Annotated in this window: 16 protein-coding genes; 7 read left to right on the top strand and 9 right to left on the bottom strand. The window is 41.0% G+C overall.

What is annotated here, in order from left to right; translation table 11 throughout:
• Positions 1–458 precede the first annotated feature (458 nt).
• The 6 genes from DSM106972_RS00970 (at position 459) to DSM106972_RS00990 (ending at position 5,908) form a co-directional block, all read left to right on the top strand.
• Positions 459–2,345 carry a lipoxygenase family protein gene (locus tag DSM106972_RS00970; protein ID WP_127077992.1) on the top strand — a complete coding sequence of 629 codons (1,887 nt, stop codon included), beginning with the start codon at positions 459–461 and terminating at the stop codon, positions 2,343–2,345.
• A 37-nt stretch (positions 2,346–2,382) separates the two neighbouring features.
• Entirely contained in the window at positions 2,383–3,732 is a 1,350-nt protein-coding gene (locus tag DSM106972_RS00975; RefSeq protein WP_127077994.1) for a cytochrome P450, read from the top strand.
• A gap of 88 nt (positions 3,733–3,820) precedes the next feature.
• Positions 3,821–4,369: a hypothetical protein gene (locus DSM106972_RS00980; protein ID WP_411675265.1), complete on the top strand. Its 549-nt coding sequence runs from the start codon at positions 3,821–3,823 to the stop codon at positions 4,367–4,369.
• Positions 4,370–4,444: 75 nt separating this feature from the next.
• Entirely contained in the window at positions 4,445–4,570 is a 126-nt protein-coding gene (locus DSM106972_RS54705) for a hypothetical protein (protein ID WP_267901036.1), read from the top strand.
• A 3-nt stretch (positions 4,571–4,573) separates the two neighbouring features.
• Complete coding sequence (locus DSM106972_RS55285) at positions 4,574–4,702, top strand: AMP-binding protein (protein WP_127079075.1); 129 nt, start codon at positions 4,574–4,576, stop codon at positions 4,700–4,702.
• A 465-nt stretch (positions 4,703–5,167) separates the two neighbouring features.
• Positions 5,168–5,908 carry a DUF8692 domain-containing protein gene (locus DSM106972_RS00990; RefSeq protein WP_127077998.1) on the top strand — a complete coding sequence of 247 codons (741 nt, stop codon included), beginning with the start codon at positions 5,168–5,170 and terminating at the stop codon, positions 5,906–5,908.
• Positions 5,909–5,969: 61 nt separating this feature from the next.
• Here DSM106972_RS00990 and DSM106972_RS00995 read toward each other — a convergent pair whose 3' ends face one another.
• Complete coding sequence (locus DSM106972_RS00995; RefSeq protein ID WP_233787287.1) at positions 5,970–6,533, bottom strand: hypothetical protein; 564 nt, start codon at positions 6,531–6,533, stop codon at positions 5,970–5,972.
• 260 nt (positions 6,534–6,793) lie between these two features.
• Here DSM106972_RS00995 and DSM106972_RS01000 point away from each other — a divergent pair, with 260 nt between their 5' ends.
• Complete coding sequence (locus DSM106972_RS01000) at positions 6,794–8,398, top strand: Hsp70 family protein (protein ID WP_127078002.1); 1,605 nt, start codon at positions 6,794–6,796, stop codon at positions 8,396–8,398.
• A gap of 66 nt (positions 8,399–8,464) precedes the next feature.
• On the opposite strand, the gene DSM106972_RS01005 is transcribed toward DSM106972_RS01000, so the two are convergent.
• From DSM106972_RS01005 to DSM106972_RS01040, 8 genes are all read right to left on the bottom strand, one after another.
• Complete coding sequence (locus DSM106972_RS01005; protein WP_127078004.1) at positions 8,465–8,833, bottom strand: type II toxin-antitoxin system PemK/MazF family toxin; 369 nt, start codon at positions 8,831–8,833, stop codon at positions 8,465–8,467.
• 6 nt (positions 8,834–8,839) lie between these two features.
• A complete protein-coding gene (locus DSM106972_RS01010; RefSeq protein ID WP_127078006.1) occupies positions 8,840–9,085 on the bottom strand; it encodes a hypothetical protein in 246 nt (81 codons plus the stop codon).
• A gap of 220 nt (positions 9,086–9,305) precedes the next feature.
• A complete protein-coding gene (locus DSM106972_RS01015; protein WP_127078008.1) occupies positions 9,306–11,270 on the bottom strand; it encodes a hybrid sensor histidine kinase/response regulator in 1,965 nt (654 codons plus the stop codon).
• Positions 11,263–13,407, bottom strand: a complete 2,145-nt coding sequence (locus DSM106972_RS01020; RefSeq protein WP_127078010.1) for an ATP-binding protein — start codon at positions 13,405–13,407, stop codon at positions 11,263–11,265. The genes DSM106972_RS01015 and DSM106972_RS01020 overlap by 8 nt, the downstream gene beginning before the upstream one ends.
• Positions 13,404–14,411, bottom strand: coding sequence for an ATP-binding SpoIIE family protein phosphatase (locus tag DSM106972_RS01025; RefSeq protein WP_127078012.1), 1,008 nt, complete (start codon positions 14,409–14,411; stop codon positions 13,404–13,406). The genes DSM106972_RS01020 and DSM106972_RS01025 overlap by 4 nt, the downstream gene beginning before the upstream one ends.
• A gap of 1 nt (position 14,412) precedes the next feature.
• On the bottom strand, positions 14,413–14,856 hold the full coding sequence (locus DSM106972_RS01030) for an anti-sigma regulatory factor (protein ID WP_233787859.1): 444 nt from the start codon (positions 14,854–14,856) through the stop codon (positions 14,413–14,415).
• Complete coding sequence (locus DSM106972_RS01035) at positions 14,798–15,208, bottom strand: STAS domain-containing protein (RefSeq protein WP_127078015.1); 411 nt, start codon at positions 15,206–15,208, stop codon at positions 14,798–14,800. Before DSM106972_RS01035 ends, DSM106972_RS01030 begins: the two co-directional genes overlap by 59 nt.
• 17 nt (positions 15,209–15,225) lie before the next feature.
• Positions 15,226–16,074, bottom strand: a complete 849-nt coding sequence (locus DSM106972_RS01040; RefSeq protein ID WP_127078017.1) for an STAS domain-containing protein — start codon at positions 16,072–16,074, stop codon at positions 15,226–15,228.
• Positions 16,075–16,095: the final 21 nt, after the last annotated feature.

Consider the following 16,095-nt stretch of genomic DNA (forward strand, 5'->3'; position numbering starts at 1 on the left):
AAGCAATACTCAAATATGTCAGGACTTACGCAAAAATCCTAGAAACCTGGTTTTTTGGTCGATAATTTGTCATAAAAACGACGATTTTTGGTAGAAACCAGGTTTCTGTGCGTAAGTCCTATATGTAAAAAACTTGTTATTGAGTCTCATCAAAAAAAACATATTAACTCCTTACAATACCTACCGTTTTTGTTCTGCAAGTACTACTTTAAAACTTTTACGTATAGACCTTTTACTACGATGGTTATATTTAGAAAGTTAAACTTTTATTAATCTAACGTTATCTTCTATTAAGAAACTAACAAACCGGGTTTCTTTATTGATAAATTATGATGAAAATAAGGATTTTGCGTAGAAACCCAGTTTCTTTCCGTAATTGCAAAAGTCCAGATTGTAGCTTGTGATAATGCAATAGTAAATACAAACTCTTATTAAAATAATACGAATACGAAGTATATATGCCTACTTCACCACAGTTTAACTTCAACAACCCCTCGGTTACTAACAATGTAGACTATACAAAGCACGAGTATCAATACAACTATACGCGCATTCCACCTTTAGCGATGGTTGATACCCTTCCTGCAAAGGAAGACTTTTCCATCACTTGGTATCGTCTATTAGTCAAGCAATTAAAAATTATTTTCGTTAATACCTTAATTACGAACCGAGGTAATCGCGGTTCTAAGTCGTTGCGTGATGATATTAGAAATTTTATTTTTGAATCAGTACGCTCTGAAGCACTTCCAACTCAGCTTAATATATTGGGTCGAGTTCTACAAATTGCACCTCAGTTGCTGCTTGCTAGAATGTCCAAAGATTACCGTGAAGTTGACGAGTTGTTGCTTTCGGTTATTAAAGACTGTGGACTCTCCATTTTTAGAGACTTGTTAGGTCGCATTAATACCCGTTTAGAAAGGGGACATCCTACCGGACATGTAAGTAGTCTTAACGATTACAGTAAATTATTACCAGTAATTGATATACCTCAATTTGCTAATACTTTCCTTGAAGATGAAAGCTTTGCTTACATGCAGGTAGCTGGATTTAACCCGCTAATGATTGAACGTGTATCTCGAGAAAGCGCCAACTTTCCCATTGAAGATTCTCATTATCAAGCTGTAATGGGAAATGATGATTCATTAGAACTAGCACTCAAGGAAGGAAGACTTTATTTAGCAGACTATAAAATTTTAGACAATGCAGTCAACGGTACTTATTCAAAATATCAAAAGTACATTTATGCTCCTATAGCGCTTTTTGCTGTTCCTAAAGCTGAAGATTCCAATCGCTCACTGCAAGCAGTAGCTATTCAATGCGGTCAAAATCCAGGCGCCCATCCAATTATTACACCCAAATCAAATAAATACGCTTGGTTATTTGCCAGAACAATTGTTACTATAGCAGACACCAATTACCACGAAGCAGTTAGTCATCTTGGGCGAACTCACTTATTTGTCGGTGCTTTTGTTCTAGCGACAAGACGGCAACTTCCAGATAATCATCCTTTAAGCATACTTTTGCGTCCGCATTTTGAAGGCACTTTAGCAATTAACGATGCTGCTCAACGACTTTTAATTGCACCCGTTGGTGCGGTCGATCAATTGCTCGGTTCAACTATTGATAACTCACGGGTTTTAGTAGCACTTGGGTTACGAAGCTATGGTTTTAATGGTGCCATGTTACCGAAACAACTTAAGCAACGAGGAGTAGATGACCCCAACTTACTGCCTGTTTATCCTTATCGAGATGATGCACTCCTAATTTGGAATGCCATTCATCAATGGGTAACTGACTACTTAAGTCTTTACTACTCGACAAATCAGGACGTTCAAAATGATACAGCCCTTCAAGCATGGGCAACAGAAGTTCAAGCTTTAGATGGGGGACGTGTACCTGATTTTGGTGAGAATGGTAGTATCCAAACGCTTAATTACTTAATAGATGCTGCGACGCTGATTATTTTTACCGCAACTGCACAACATGGCGCCGTCAACTATCCACAAAAAGATTTGATGAGCTATGCAGCAGCGGCGCCGCTAGCAGGTTATATGCCAGCTTCGACACTAAAAGGTGAGGTTACAGAACAAGACTATCTGAATTTACTTCCACCTCTAGAACAAGCTCAAAGACAACTAAACGTACTGACTTTGCTCGGTTCTATTTATTACAAAAATATAGGTAATTATTCACCAGGACACTTTCCAGCACAGGTAACACCATTGTTGGATAAGTTCCAAAAAAATCTCATCCAAATTGAAGAAATTATCAATGACCGTAATTTGCACCGTCCAACTTACGAATATTTGCTCCCTTCTCGAATTCCTCAAAGCATAAATATTTAGCATAAACATTTAAATATACAACACTTGGTAAACTATCATGGAACCAAAAAAAATACTTAAAGCACACGACCGTCAACTTTGGCTTTCACGTATTATCGCCAAAGTAGGTTATAATAGCCCTATTGGTAAACTTCTACGCTTATGGGTTTATTACACAGATGGCTTGCTTATACTTAGAGCATGGACAGATGTTCTCAACGTCCGCAAGCAAAATATTGGCGACAAGTTTTACGCAGTAGACCAAGCAATAATGCACGCTTCTCATGCTGACGTAAAACAATTAATGCAAACAGAACCTCAATGGCGAGGAAATGATTTAGGCATTATTAGAATATTAGCTCCTAGTTACATGCTTGGCAATCCGCTAACATTGGGAATGAACGGTTTGGAACATACAGGAAGTCGTGCTGTAATATTACAAGCCTTACCAAACCCAATTGAAAAAGCAGATGTATTAGGGCATTTAGTCGATAAAGTTTTGGCAGACGCTGCAACAGAAGGCAAATTGCATGTTGGAGAAGATTTGCCCAGAATGATGGTTTGGATTCTGCACAAACTTGTTTTTGATATATCATTATCAAAAGAAGAAACTATCGCATCAGCAGGGTATATCAAAGGATTGCCCCTTTCATCTTTGCCCAATTTTATTAGTAAAACACTGCTTGGTTTTAGAACAAGACCAATTATCCAACATCGTAAGCGCTTAATAGAGAAATACAAACAATCACCTCAATGGAAAGCTTATCTTGAAACAGGCGCCGAATACCAATTAAACGAACACCAAATAGCCAACAGTCTTTTTGATACAATTCATATAGCCGGAACAGCAGGAACAAGCGCACTATTAGGGTCTGTAATAGGGGTTTTATGTTTAGATAAGACCCTAAGAAACAATGTAATATCAGAAGTTAACGCTGTTTGGAATGGAGAGCAAACACCATCAGGAAGTGCGTTAGAACAATTAGCAATTGTCGATAAAGTCATTCTAGAAACCGCACGCTTCTACCCACCAGTACGATTTGTTAGTCAACTTGCAAAACAACCAGGTGAAGTTACAATTGGCAGCCAAAAATGTCCATTCCAAAAAGGGACACGATTACTTGGCTCAATTTTCACAGCAAATCGCGACCCGAAAAAATACGAAAATCCAGATAGCTTCAACATAGAGCGCGACTTTTCAGATATTTTATCTTGGAACGGTAAAGAACATGAGCGCGCGTGTCCCGGTAGGTCTTTATCGGTTGGTATAATCAAGATGTTTTGTTTATACCTGTTTAAAAAATATAACTGGGAATTTTTTACAGAAGTTAAATGGGATTTTCAAAAAGTAACCGCAGTTACTCCAAATAACTTAATCTTACAAGGCTTCACCCAACAACACGAATAATACCTGTACGGGCGGGTTAAGTCACATCCTAGTTAACAACGAAAAATTCATCTAAACCCGCCCCCCTACCTCTTATATATTTGAAATAATGATTACAATCGAAACACGACAACTTGCAAATATTGCAACCTGGATGGTTCCAGTTAAATCAACTGACTTACCAACCGTTCTAAAAGGTGTATTCTTTATGGATGGTAATCCGCTTCCAGACCATTGCATCACCATGTATAACTTAGAATGGGACAAAGAGAATCTAGTTTTATTTTTACCCGTATTTGCTCCTCTCCAATGGACATTTCATAAATCGATTCCAGGATGGTTATTACTTATTGGCGCCCAAATATCGCGATTTAGCTATAAAATCCAATTTGAAGATAAGACCTTACAGCGCGCGCAAGTTACACCGTTGTCGTTTGGAATAACAATACCAAAATGGCTCGTAAATGCCACAATGTATCAAGATACAAACAGTAACAACGGAGATACATGGCAGCGAAAGAACCTTTGGTTTGGGGGAACTGTCCGTATTGGTGAATATACACTTCGTAGAGTCGTTGATGAAAATGGATGTTACACAAACGCATTCCAAGATATGCTCACCAAAGTTAAAAGTGAATGTTTGGTGATTTTACCTTAAGTTATTACATTTAAACCTGTAGAGACGTTATATATAACGTCTTTATTTATTCCTAGAAATATATTTAATTTCAACATGGTAACAAGTGACAATATATACATTAGTCCTAGTCGTCATATAAATTCAAGGCTAGAAGAGGACAATACCAAGGATATTTGTGTGCATCAGATGTTTGAGGAACAAGTCTCGAAGGCGCCGTAAAACATAGCTGTAGTCTTTGAAGATAAATATCTCACTTATCAAGAACTCAATGAAAAAGCAAATCAGTTAGCGCACTATCTTCGCAACTTAGGTGTTGGCGCCTGCGTCTTAAACGTGTATGTGCATAAATGACATACCTAGTTGAGCATAATCAGTTTTCTTCTGTTCATATTCGCCGTTATTTTTTTTACTTGGAAGAAAACTCTTACGAACGCACGCCACCTGGCTTCCGCTATGGGTGGGTGCGTTCAACTTGCTTTATAGGTAGTTGCCGGGTTCAACATTCTTGCTCAAAACCTAAAATCCAAAAGTCATCAAATCATGACATTTCTTTTCAATGAAGATTTTATTAAAATTTTGATTTAATATTTGATTATGTTGCCTTAATCAATTCTTAATCATGCATCTCAAAAACAAGGGGTTTAAGCAAATATAGAGGAGTTGCCTCGACCGCAGTTCCAGAGATGAATTTTCATTTGTCAGAGAATTTTTACGTCGAACGCCAAAATTCCTTAAATGCAGAAATTCATCGATTTACATAGGTTTAACTTTTTTTCCTGAAACAGAATCCTTTATTAATTGAGGAAGATATTTAAGATGAATATAAAATCAAATCCAAATAATTTTCGATTATTTAAAAATCTGTCATCAGTTATATTCAAGGTTGTTTTTCCAACTACGGTTTTTTTTATAGCGGTACTGTTGATATCTAGACTTCAAGGCATTTCTACAAATATATTAGTAGGAGACCCCAACGAAATTGCTGGCTTACCTCCCTATGCGGGTATGATTTCTATGCTGGGTGTATTGTTTTGGTGTGCGTCTGCTGTAATTTGTATATTTACTTCCTATATTCTCACGAAAAATGACGGATTACAAACAAGAAAATGGTCAAGATTTTTATTGTTTTCCGGTTGTATAACAGTGCTTATGCTTCTTGATGACTTATTTCAGATTCATGAATATTATTATCATCCATTTATAAATTTAAGCGCTTTCAAAAATTCTAGATTTGTTATCAATCTATTTGAATCATTGTTTTTTAGTATATATATTGTTTTGATTTCAATTTATTTACTAAAGTTTAAAAACCTATTCAAAAATACAAATTATCCTATTGTAATTATGGCAATTTTATTTTTTGTACTATCAGTTTTAGTTGATGTTGGTACTCCAGAAACGATGGTTTTACATACTTCAATAGAAGATGGTTCAAAATTATTAGGAATTGTCACTTGGTTTAGCTATTTTTTAGATTGTTGCTACGAGCAAATTCAGAAATTACTCTCAAATAACAAAAAACTTTCCTCCGAAGAAATTACAAACAATATCTATTGAGATTTTATTTCATTATCAACATGATATAGATAAGCAATAATACTTTTATATATGATTTCAATTAGACTACGGCGCCATCTTTATTTTTGTCTTTCTTAGAATTGAACAGTTGGAGGAGATTTTGAAGTTTGAAATCATTCCAACTCAAGCTGACAGAAGATTCAATAATTAAATCTCCTTGTTTAACATTCGTTATTAAAGCAGAACCGTTTTTAAGGTTATGGAAAAGACCATCTACGAGCTGTGCTTGATTTCGAGGTAGGGTATAGTAAACCTTATTATTTTCAACCCTAACGCCATTTGGTAAAGCTCCATTCGGAATTTTTCCTCCTAGAAACATATTCCAACCAGCAATAAGATAACGGTATACTATAGAATCAGTTTGAAATTGAGGCGCCTTCAATAAGCGAAGCTCCCCTTCAATACTATCTTCGGAAAGAGTTATTTTCTCAGGAGTAAAATGTAATTGCACCTGAATTTTATTATGCTCGATTACTGCAATAAATCCCTCCTCTGAATCTGGTTGTAAGCTTTTTAACTGTTCAACTTTAGATTCTGCTTGTTGACAGAGAGCTAAAACACTTTTCTTCTTCAAAATCAACTGTTTAGCTTCTGAGTTAAACATTATATATTCCTCAAAAGTTGCCCTAATTTTGTTAAAGATGCCCATATTTAAATTCACTTATAAGTACAGCTTTATACATTATATTTGGATGCCACTCGTTTGAAACACGTATTTATACGCAAAAAGACCTTCCCCACACTCACGAAACAATCCATAACCCATCCGTTACATCCGTTTATAATCCGTTGCCAAAATTTCTTTCAAGATGTGTTGTAAGATAAGAAGGTATTAGTCGCTTTTGAGTGCTTGCCCTCGAACCAATGACAATAGCAATCGATTTTGGCACCAGTAACACCGTCATCGCGCGCTGGAATCCTGTCACACAGCAGGCAGAGACTCTCAGTATACCGGGTTTATCGATTCAGCAAAGCTTGAATCCCCCCTTAATTCCCAGTTTGGTTTACATAGAGGATGCGGCTAAAAATCAAGTATTGGTTGGGCAACAAGTACGTGATAAAGGTTTAGACTTATCCAACGAGCCAAGATTTTTTCGCAGTTTCAAACGTGGTATTGGCGCCAATATTCAAGGATTTATGCCTGAACTCGATGGACAAAATGTCACGTTTGAGCAGGTAGGGAAATGGTTTTTGACTTCAATCATCACACAGCTAAGTACAGCACAACCCGAAGTTGCCGACTCATTAGTATTAACGGTACCCGTCGATAGCTTTGAAGCATACCGTCACTGGTTAGGAAGCGTTTGTCAAGACTTAGCAGTACAAGAAGTGCGGATGTTAGACGAACCAACCGCAGCAGCATTAGGTTATGGAATTGCCGACCAAGATATATTATTAGTTATCGACTTTGGTGGTGGTACACTCGATTTATCATTGGTACGGTTAGATAAAAGCGCACAGCAACCCAACAGTAAACCATTAGGATTTTTATTAAAGTTTGGTAACAAGTCTTTAGCTTCTGACTCTAAGCAGAAAGTTAAAACTGCGCGTGTACTAGCAAAAGCAGGTCAAAACTTAGGTGGTACCGATATAGACAACTGGGTAGTAGATTATTTCGTTAAAAACACAGGTTTAGTGGCAAGTCCCTTAACTACCCGTTTGGCAGAAAAAGTCAAAATTCAGCTTTCGACGCAAACCACTGCAAGCGAAGTTTACTTTAATGACCAAACGTTTGAAACCTACGAACTCGATTTAAACCGCGAGATGTTCGAGAATATTCTCAAACAACACGCATTTTTTGAACGTCTTGATGACTCAATGACAAGTTTACTCCAACAAGCACGGCGCCAGGGCATTGAGGTTACAGATATTAACTCAGTATTATTAGTCGGTGGAACATCGCAGTTACCAGCAGTGCAAACATGGATAAAAAATTATTTTGATACAACTAAAATCAAGAGCGAGCGTCCATTTGAAGCAATTGCTCAAGGCGCCTTACAATTAACGCAAGGTGTAGAAATCAAAGATTTCTTATATCACAGCTACGGTATTCGTTATTGGGATAAACGTAACAGTCGTCACAGTTGGCACCCCATCGTCAAATCTGGACAACCTTACCCAATGAGTCAACCAATAGAATTATTATTAGGCGCCTCGTTAGAAAATCAACCCAGCATAGAATTAATTATGGGTGAACTCGGCGCCGAAACAGGTGGTACTGAAGTATTCTTTGACGGAGATAGATTAATAACTAGGCGCTTAGATAGCGGTGCAACTACCGTTAAACCCCTTAATGATACAGAAGGCGCCAGAACTATTGCAAATCTCACACCTCCAGGTTTTCCAGGCAGTGACAGAGTTAAAATATACTTTCAAGTAGATAAACAACGGTTTTTACGAATTACCGTAGAGGATTTGTTAACTAACGAAACCTTATTAGAAAACCAACTAGTAGCACAACTAAGTTGAGGTATTCTATATATTGGGACTCTTGTGGAATGGGCATCCTTGCTCTTAAACCAGGTACTGTAAAAATTATTCCGTTGGTGGTGCAGTATCATCCTCTAACTCATCAAGTTGTAATGTATACTTTATCGCTTCCTTCAACATCAATAGATATTCTGAAGATAAAGTACCTAACTTTCTTGTTAAACGCTGCTTATCAATAGCGACAATTTGATAACAAAGCGCTACCGAATCTTGTAATAAACCACCATTCCCTGAAGGTATAGTAATTGTACCTGGTATTCTAGAACGTCTCTGATTACCAGTTATAGGTACTACTACAACTGTTTGTGTAAAGCGGTCAATAGTATTTCTTTGAACAATAACAACTGGTCGAATACCTGCTTGTTCTGAACCACGACTTGGATTTAAATCGGCTAGATAAACATCTCCACGCATCTAAAATTAGTCCTCAGAATCAATGAGAAGTAAGTAATCACTTAAAACAGCTTCTGTAAAGTTAATATCTTCTTCAGCAAATTCTGCTTTTAAAGAAGCTGCTTCTTCATCTGAAATATTATCCCATTCTTTTATTTTTTCTTTATAATGCAATGAAATAGCAAAATCTAAAACTTTTTTTTGCTCTTTACTTGACAATTGTGAAATAATGTCAATTAATTGCACATTTAAATTATCGGTTATTTTATTCATAATTTATATTTTGTTTAATGTTGTATTTGTATATATCATATCTTAAAAACTGAAAAAAAGTTTATCTAGAAGTTAAGTAAGTGCCACCTATATATCGTAGAAATTAATTTGTTAATAATACAGCATCAATTTCTTGAGCCAATTTTAAAAGACGAAAAGGTTTAGCAAATACAGCGACAACATCTAACTGTACGAGCGTATTTGATGGACAGGCGGTTAGCTATCCTACTATGGTTAAAATAGCCTGTATTAGTACCTCTTGGTCAATTGGTTTGGAAATATGCTGTTGAAATCCGGCGGCTAGTGCAAGTTGTTGATCAATTTCTCCCGCATAAGCAGTGAGGGCGATTGCTGGAATCTTTCCGCCCTGGTCAGGCGCCTGGTTTCTAATATGACGAATTAGTGTGTAGCCATCCATGTCGGGCATACCAATATCACTTATCAGCAAATCAAATTTTGCCTGCCCCAAACTGCTCAAAGCTTTACTAGCTGAGTCCACTACGGTCACTTGCACCCCGTACTGTTCTAGCAAAAAGGCGATGAGTTCCCGCGAATCTGTGTCATCGTCTACAAGCAGTGCTTGCAATCCATTTAAATTTAAGTTTGAGCAATTACATGACGCAGTATCATCTTGATTCGATTTTACCGCAGCCAATGGAAGCTTGACTGTAAATGTTGCTCCTTGCCCTTCTCCAGAACTCGCTGCTTCAACTGTTCCTCCGTGCAGTTCAACCAAATAACGCACAATCGCTAACCCCAACCCCAACCCTCCAAATTTTCGGGTCGTTGTGCCATCAGCTTGGCGGAAGTAGTCAAAGACGTAGGGCAGAAAATTATCAGAAATGCCCCTGCCATTGTCGCTGACAGTGATTTGAGCGTATTCCAAGGGATGAGTATCAATTTCATTTACCCTTTTTAATTGCACCTCTACTCGACCACCCTGTGGGGTAAATTTAATCGCGTTGGCAAGTAAATTCCAAACAATCTGTTGCAGGCGCCCGGAATCACCCAACACTTGCCCAACGTCAGATTCAAATATTAATTCAATTTGAATACATTTAGCTTCAGCAGCGAGTCGCACGGTTTCAAGGGCAGCTTTGATGGTACACGCTAGATCGATTGGAACAAAGTTCAAACTCAACTTGCCTTGAAGAATACGCGACACATCGAGTAAATCCTCAATTAGTTGTGCTTGTAATTTAGCGTTGCGTTCGATTGTTTCGAGGGCGTACCGAGTTTTGCCTGCGTCCTGCTGGGTCGTTAGTAAAATTTTTGCCCAACCCAAAATTGGATTTAGGGGTGAGCGCAATTCATGAGATAGTACTGCTAAAAACTCATCTTTGATTCGGTTAGCTTGCTGTGCTTGCTCAGTTTGTTGCTGCAAAGAAAGCATTAGTTCATTGAGGCTTAAGTTCTGCTCTTGCAGTAATGCTTCTGCTTGTTTACGTTCGGTAATATCGGACAAAATGAAAACGGCGCCTGTGAGAGTCCCATGCTGATCAAATACTGGGTCGATGGTTTTGGCAAACCACTGTCCTTGGGACTCAAATTCTAGAACTTGCCGTTGGTGAGTTTCTTTAGCACGGCGAAAACAGATGCCATCACCCATTCCCATTTCTGCGCCCATCAACTCATGGTGAGCAAGACCTAAGATTTCGTGGTGAGGCTTGCAAAAAAGCTGCGTCATTGCTCGATTACAGCGCAGTATTATACCGAACTCGTCTACTAGACATACACCGTCGTTGATAGAGTCAAAGGTGGTTTGCCACTCCCGTGCTGACGTGCGATTAGCTTCCTCCGCGCGTCGAATTCGCAACAGAGATCGCACGGTGGCAAGCAGTTCGATTGGTTCAACGGGTTGTATTAAATAAGCATCGGCGCCGCTGTCCAAGCCTTCTGCTTTATCCTGGCTTTGGACAAAGGTAGCAGAAAGGTGTAGCACCGGAATAAAAGCCGTTTCGGGATTTGCCTTAATTTGGCGACATACCTCAAAGCCGCTGAAATCTGGTAATTGCACATCCAGAATTACCAGAGCAGGCTGATACTCAGCAACTGCCTTTAATCCAGTTGCTCCAGTTGCTGCTTCCACGACAGTAAAGTTCGCATTTTGCAAAATACGGGACACAATGTAACGATTGGCTTCGTTATCGTCAACATATAAAATCGTTACCTGTGGCTCAGACATTGTTTTTCCCCCAACCACCCAAAACGAGTCCGGCTTTAACGAGCGCATCTTGAAGTTGGACTTGCGCTGCTGTTTGAGAGCTTGTTTCTTTGGAAAGAATGGCAATACTTTGTTCTGCTAACCGCCTTTGCACTTCTGCATCCAGTTGTGCAGATGAGTGAATAATCACAGGAATCGACTCAGTGACGGAATTGTTCTTAAGCTGCTTGAGTACATCAAACCCGGTCATAGAAGGCATCTCCAAGTCAAGCACAATCGCGTTTGGCTGCTCGCGTTGTGCCTTTTTTAACCCTTCCTCTCCATTTGCGGCTTCTAAAATACTCAACGGTGTGCTTACCAACAGCTGTTTTATAAGATACCTATAAGCGGCATCATCGTCAATTAATAAGATTTTTTGAGTCCTATTTTTATTAATTAGGCTATTGAGTTTGTTCAACAGAGGCAATCTATCTACAGGCTTAATTAGAAAGCCGTCAGCTCCTAGCGCCAGTGCTTGCTTTTCATTATCAATGATGGTAATAACGAGTACAGGGATGGTGCGAGTCGTTCCATCTCCTTTGATTTCTCGCAAGAACGTCCAGCCGTTTTCTCCTTCTAGCATAATATCTAGCATAATCGCCGTCGGCTGAAGTTGCTGTAATGCAAGCCTAGCCTGAGCTAAGGTGCGGGTCGCAATAATTTGATAAATTGACTCCTGAAGGTGCTTTTCGTAAACAAATAGTGTTTCAGGATGATCTTCAACCACCAAAATGGGCAAGCGAGTTGGCTCAAGTGACGGAGGTTGCATCCGGGTGGGAAATTCAGTCCTGTGTGGGTAGACAATTGGAATAAATGCTGTAAAGGTGGAGCCAGTACCTAGATTACTTGTAACCGAAACGCTGCCACCAAGTAGCTCTGCCAGCTTGCGCGATAACGGCAATCCTAACCCGGTTCCCTTCACCTGCTTTTGCAGAGGGGACTCAATTTGCACAAAATCCTCAAAAATGCGCTCAAGATCAGCTGGAGCAATCCCGATGCCCGTATCAGATACTGTGAAGGCTACGGTATAACCTGTTTGCACAGCGGTTACGCGCACTTCTCCCTGCTCGGTAAATTTGAGCGCATTCGAGACAAAGTTTCTGAGAATTTGAGCGACTTTGCCCTCATCGGTATAAAGCTCCGGTATGGCATCGGGTTCCTCCACAATCAGCGCGACAGAGGCGCCTTGAACCAATAATGGACGCAACATTCCCCGCAGTGTGCCAAACAAGTCGCTAACTTTAAAGGAACTGGGACGCACTTCAGTTTTTCCAGCTTCCACCTTTGCCAAATCCAGCAGGTCGTTGATCAGTTCTGATAATCCGCTCGCCGCATGACGGATAAATGTTACCTGCTTTTCTTGCTCGGTGGTCAAATCGCCATCCATCCGTGCCAGCAACATCCGAGAGAGCGACAAAATCGAGTTGATCGGCGTGCGAAACTCGTGACTCATGTTCGAGAGAAAACGGGTTTTTAGCTCGTTTGCCTGCTGCAAAGAACTTGCTTTCTCATCCAGTTCCGCATAGAGGGCAATTACACCGCGATTGGTATCTTCCAGTTCCCGGTTGAGCTGTGTTAATTCTTCCTCGCGCTTTCGTAGCTCTGCCATTGCCCGCAGTAACTCCTGGTTTTGGCGCTGGATTTCTTCATAGGGATTTTGGGGTGATTGCCCAATCAAGGTTTCTCGGATCTGTTGCAATTGGAAATCGGTGAAAGTAGGTGTACGCTTCGACAACCTTTTGCTCATCACCACTGTTGTTCCCTGTTCTGACGATTCAATCTCAAAGAAATCCATTAGCCTGCGGGCACCCAAGATGCCCAGCCCCATTCCTGTGTGAGAGGTGTAACTTCCTGCCAAAACAAGAGCCAAATGAGGAATGCCCCCACCTTGATCCTGTATCCGAATCAAAAAAGTCTGAGGCTCTCTTGCCAAATAAAATTCAACTCTTCCGCCTTTGGCATACTGAAATGCATTGCGGGCAATTTCTGAAACTGCCGTTGCCAATCGTACCTGATCTTGAGCATCAAAGTCCAACGCGGAAGCGAGTAAGCGAGTTCGTTGCCTAGCTCGTACAACATCCTGTTCATAGTGGATTTCGAGCGTAAAAAGGATTGTCATTCGCCTAATCCTTTAGCTACTAACACCGTCACATCGTCCCGTTCTCGGTTAAAGTCTCGGTATAGCACACCTGCAATCAGGCTGGGATGTTTTTGACTCAAGCCGGGATAGCTTGAAAGGCGCCACTTAGCGCTTAATCCGTCAGAATGCATAATTAAAAGTCCGTTCTCGAACCAAGGGTAGCTAAACTCTTGAATTTTGCCGATTTCATGCCCGACCGTGCCATTGTGCGATAGCAAATTGCGATGTTCAGTAAACGAGAAAATGGTAGCAGCGATATTGCCAATTCCGGCAAAACGGACAGACTGTTGTTCAAAGTCAATTTCGGCAATGGCTAGTACTGCTCCTCGTGTACTTCGCAAGGCTGCGTGGGCAGCTTCGACGTAAGCACCAGGAGAACGATAAAGATCGTCAGTAAAGATTCTCACGGCTAAGATAGCAGCACTGGCAGCTACAGGTCCATGCCCTAAGCCATCAACTACTAGCAACAGGCTGCGGCGATTCACTACTTCACATGCCCAGGTATCCCCTGAAACGTCCTCCCCTCGTTTGGGCAAACAGATCACCCCAATTTCTAAGGTTTTTTCCGCACTCTTCGTAGCACTGTTTGACCAGAGGTGGGCGAGGAGCGCTGTCCCTTGGTTGGGAATGGAGTAAATTTCAAATAAATTAGAGAGGCGACGAATTGCGCCCATTCCATTGCCTGACGTTCCGGCTGTGGAAAAGCCATCTTGCAAACACTCATCTACATTGACCATCCCCGATCCTTTATCGAGCGACAAAACCTCAATGCCAACGGCTAAATCCTGCTTGAGTACGCGCAGCAACAACACTCCGCCTTCTGCGTGCTGCACCAAATTGTTAGCAATCTCTGTCACCACAATGCCGACTTTACCCCGTTGGGTTTCCTCAAAGCCGAGCCGAGTTGCCAAAGCTATCGCTGCCCGTCGGGCTTCCCCGGTTTGGCTGGACTCAGTAATTGTGATAGCGACAGATTCGTTCATTTTATTTCCATCGTATAATTGTTACTCGTGTCCCTTCTCCCACCACAGACTGAATCTCAAACTCGTTGGCAAGTCGTTTGGCGCCGCTCAACCCCATACCCAATCCGCTCCCCGTCGTGAAGCCATCCTTCAGCGCCAGATCAATATCGACAATTCCAGGGCCTTGATCTTCAAAGGTCAGCTTGAGTCCTCGTCGTCTCCCAGACTCAACCGTTTCTAGCTTGGCTGTGCCGCCTCCCCCATAGTCTAGGGTATTGCGGGCTAACTCACTAGCGGCTGTCACAATTTTAGTTTGGTCTACTAAGCCAAAGCCAATCTCCACGGCAAACTGGCGCACGGACTGCCGAACTAAAACTACATCTGTAGAAGATTGAATTAAGATCGTTTCAGTCCTCTCCATCGTCCGAAACACGCCCAGTAGTACTGATTTGATTTGTAGTTTCATTAAGTGACGAGCGCAACAATGCCATGCCCTTGGACACATTTAGGGCAGTGCGAATGCCCGTCAGTGATAACCCCAATTCGACTAAGGTAATTGCGACAGCAGGCTGCATCCCAACAACAACCGTTTCCGCATCCAGCACCCGTGACATTTTGGCAATGTTGCCTAAAATTCTACCAATAAACGAATCAACAATTTCTAAGGCAGAAATATCGATCAGCACACCGTGAGCCTGAGTTTGAGTGATGCGATTGGTCAGGTCGTCCTGTAGCGTCATGGCAAGGCGATCGTGCATATCCACCTGGATTGTCACAAGCAGCAAATTGCCCATTTGGAGTATGGGAATGCGTTCCATTGGTTTCTCCTATCCACTTATTTAGCTTGAGAGCTAATGGTCGCTCCCAACCGTTTTAGCGCTATAAGAAAGGCATCGGCTAACGTTGCCTTTGTGATCACATTAGCCAAATCAATGCCTAGATAGACAATCGTTTGGGCAATTTGAGGACGAATACCACTGATTATACAATCGGCGCCCATGAGACGGGCAGCAGTAACGGTTTTAAGCAGATGTTGAGCGGTAAGGGTATCGACAGTAGGAACCCCAGTAATGTCAATAATGGCAACTTCTGACCCTGTTTCCACAATTTTTTGCAATAACGACTCCATCATTATTTGAGTGCGGGCACTATCCAGGGTGCCGATGATGGGTAATGCCAAAATTCCCTCCCAGAGTTTAACTACTGGCGTAGATAGCTCCATCAACTCTTCCTGCTGTCGCAAAATCACCTCTTCGCGCGCCTTTTGATACGCTTCCATAATCAGCAATCCCAGCTGATCTAGTAAGTTTGTGGCTAGCCAAATTTCTTCACCGAACTCAATTGGGTCTTTCAATTGCTGACGCATCCGCTTGAACAGGGGTTGCTTGAACGAAAAAACGAATGTAGCCGTTTCAGATGGTGTAAAGCCTTTTTGTGACCGTGATCGAGAAATGCTACTCAACATCTCCCGCATCTCCTGCCACGCTGCTGCCTGAATATTGCTCAAGTTGCCCTGCCCAACGGCGCCCCGAAACAAACTAAGGAATTCCCGACACTCTTCCTTTAGCTCGACTTCTTTAATCAAACCTCTCCGAATATTAATAGCGGCTAACTCAGCCATCCACTCCGACAACAAATCTGCCTCGAAGGTTTCCAGAATCTGTGGTATTTTACTTTCGCTCATCGTTTCTACAAGGTAAGGGCA

This window comes from Dulcicalothrix desertica PCC 7102, assembly GCF_003991905.1.
GTDB classification, from domain to species: Bacteria; Cyanobacteriota; Cyanobacteriia; order Cyanobacteriales; family Nostocaceae; genus Dulcicalothrix; species Dulcicalothrix desertica.

Excerpts from the sequence above, each read along its gene's own strand:
- DSM106972_RS00970 (WP_127077992.1), top strand. The coding sequence starts at position 459 with ATGCCTACTTCACCACAGTTTAACTTCAACAACCCCTCGGTTACTAAC.
- DSM106972_RS00995 (WP_233787287.1), bottom strand. The coding sequence starts at position 6,533 with ATGTTTAACTCAGAAGCTAAACAGTTGATTTTGAAGAAGAAAAGTGTT.
- DSM106972_RS01035 (WP_127078015.1), bottom strand. The coding sequence starts at position 15,208 with ATGGAACGCATTCCCATACTCCAAATGGGCAATTTGCTGCTTGTGACA.
- DSM106972_RS01015 (WP_127078008.1), bottom strand. The coding sequence starts at position 11,270 with ATGTCTGAGCCACAGGTAACGATTTTATATGTTGACGATAACGAAGCC.
- DSM106972_RS01010 (WP_127078006.1), bottom strand. The coding sequence starts at position 9,085 with ATGAATAAAATAACCGATAATTTAAATGTGCAATTAATTGACATTATT.
- DSM106972_RS01005 (WP_127078004.1), bottom strand. The coding sequence starts at position 8,833 with ATGCGTGGAGATGTTTATCTAGCCGATTTAAATCCAAGTCGTGGTTCA.
- DSM106972_RS01000 (WP_127078002.1), top strand. The coding sequence starts at position 6,794 with ATGACAATAGCAATCGATTTTGGCACCAGTAACACCGTCATCGCGCGC.
- DSM106972_RS01030 (WP_233787859.1), bottom strand. The coding sequence starts at position 14,856 with ATGAAACTACAAATCAAATCAGTACTACTGGGCGTGTTTCGGACGATG.
- DSM106972_RS54705 (WP_267901036.1), top strand. The coding sequence starts at position 4,445 with ATGGTAACAAGTGACAATATATACATTAGTCCTAGTCGTCATATAAAT.
- DSM106972_RS01020 (WP_127078010.1), bottom strand. The coding sequence starts at position 13,407 with ATGACAATCCTTTTTACGCTCGAAATCCACTATGAACAGGATGTTGTA.
- DSM106972_RS01025 (WP_127078012.1), bottom strand. The coding sequence starts at position 14,411 with ATGAACGAATCTGTCGCTATCACAATTACTGAGTCCAGCCAAACCGGG.
- DSM106972_RS00975 (WP_127077994.1), top strand. The coding sequence starts at position 2,383 with ATGGAACCAAAAAAAATACTTAAAGCACACGACCGTCAACTTTGGCTT.
- DSM106972_RS01040 (WP_127078017.1), bottom strand. The coding sequence starts at position 16,074 with ATGAGCGAAAGTAAAATACCACAGATTCTGGAAACCTTCGAGGCAGAT.
- DSM106972_RS00990 (WP_127077998.1), top strand. The coding sequence starts at position 5,168 with ATGAATATAAAATCAAATCCAAATAATTTTCGATTATTTAAAAATCTG.
- DSM106972_RS00980 (WP_411675265.1), top strand. The coding sequence starts at position 3,821 with ATGATTACAATCGAAACACGACAACTTGCAAATATTGCAACCTGGATG.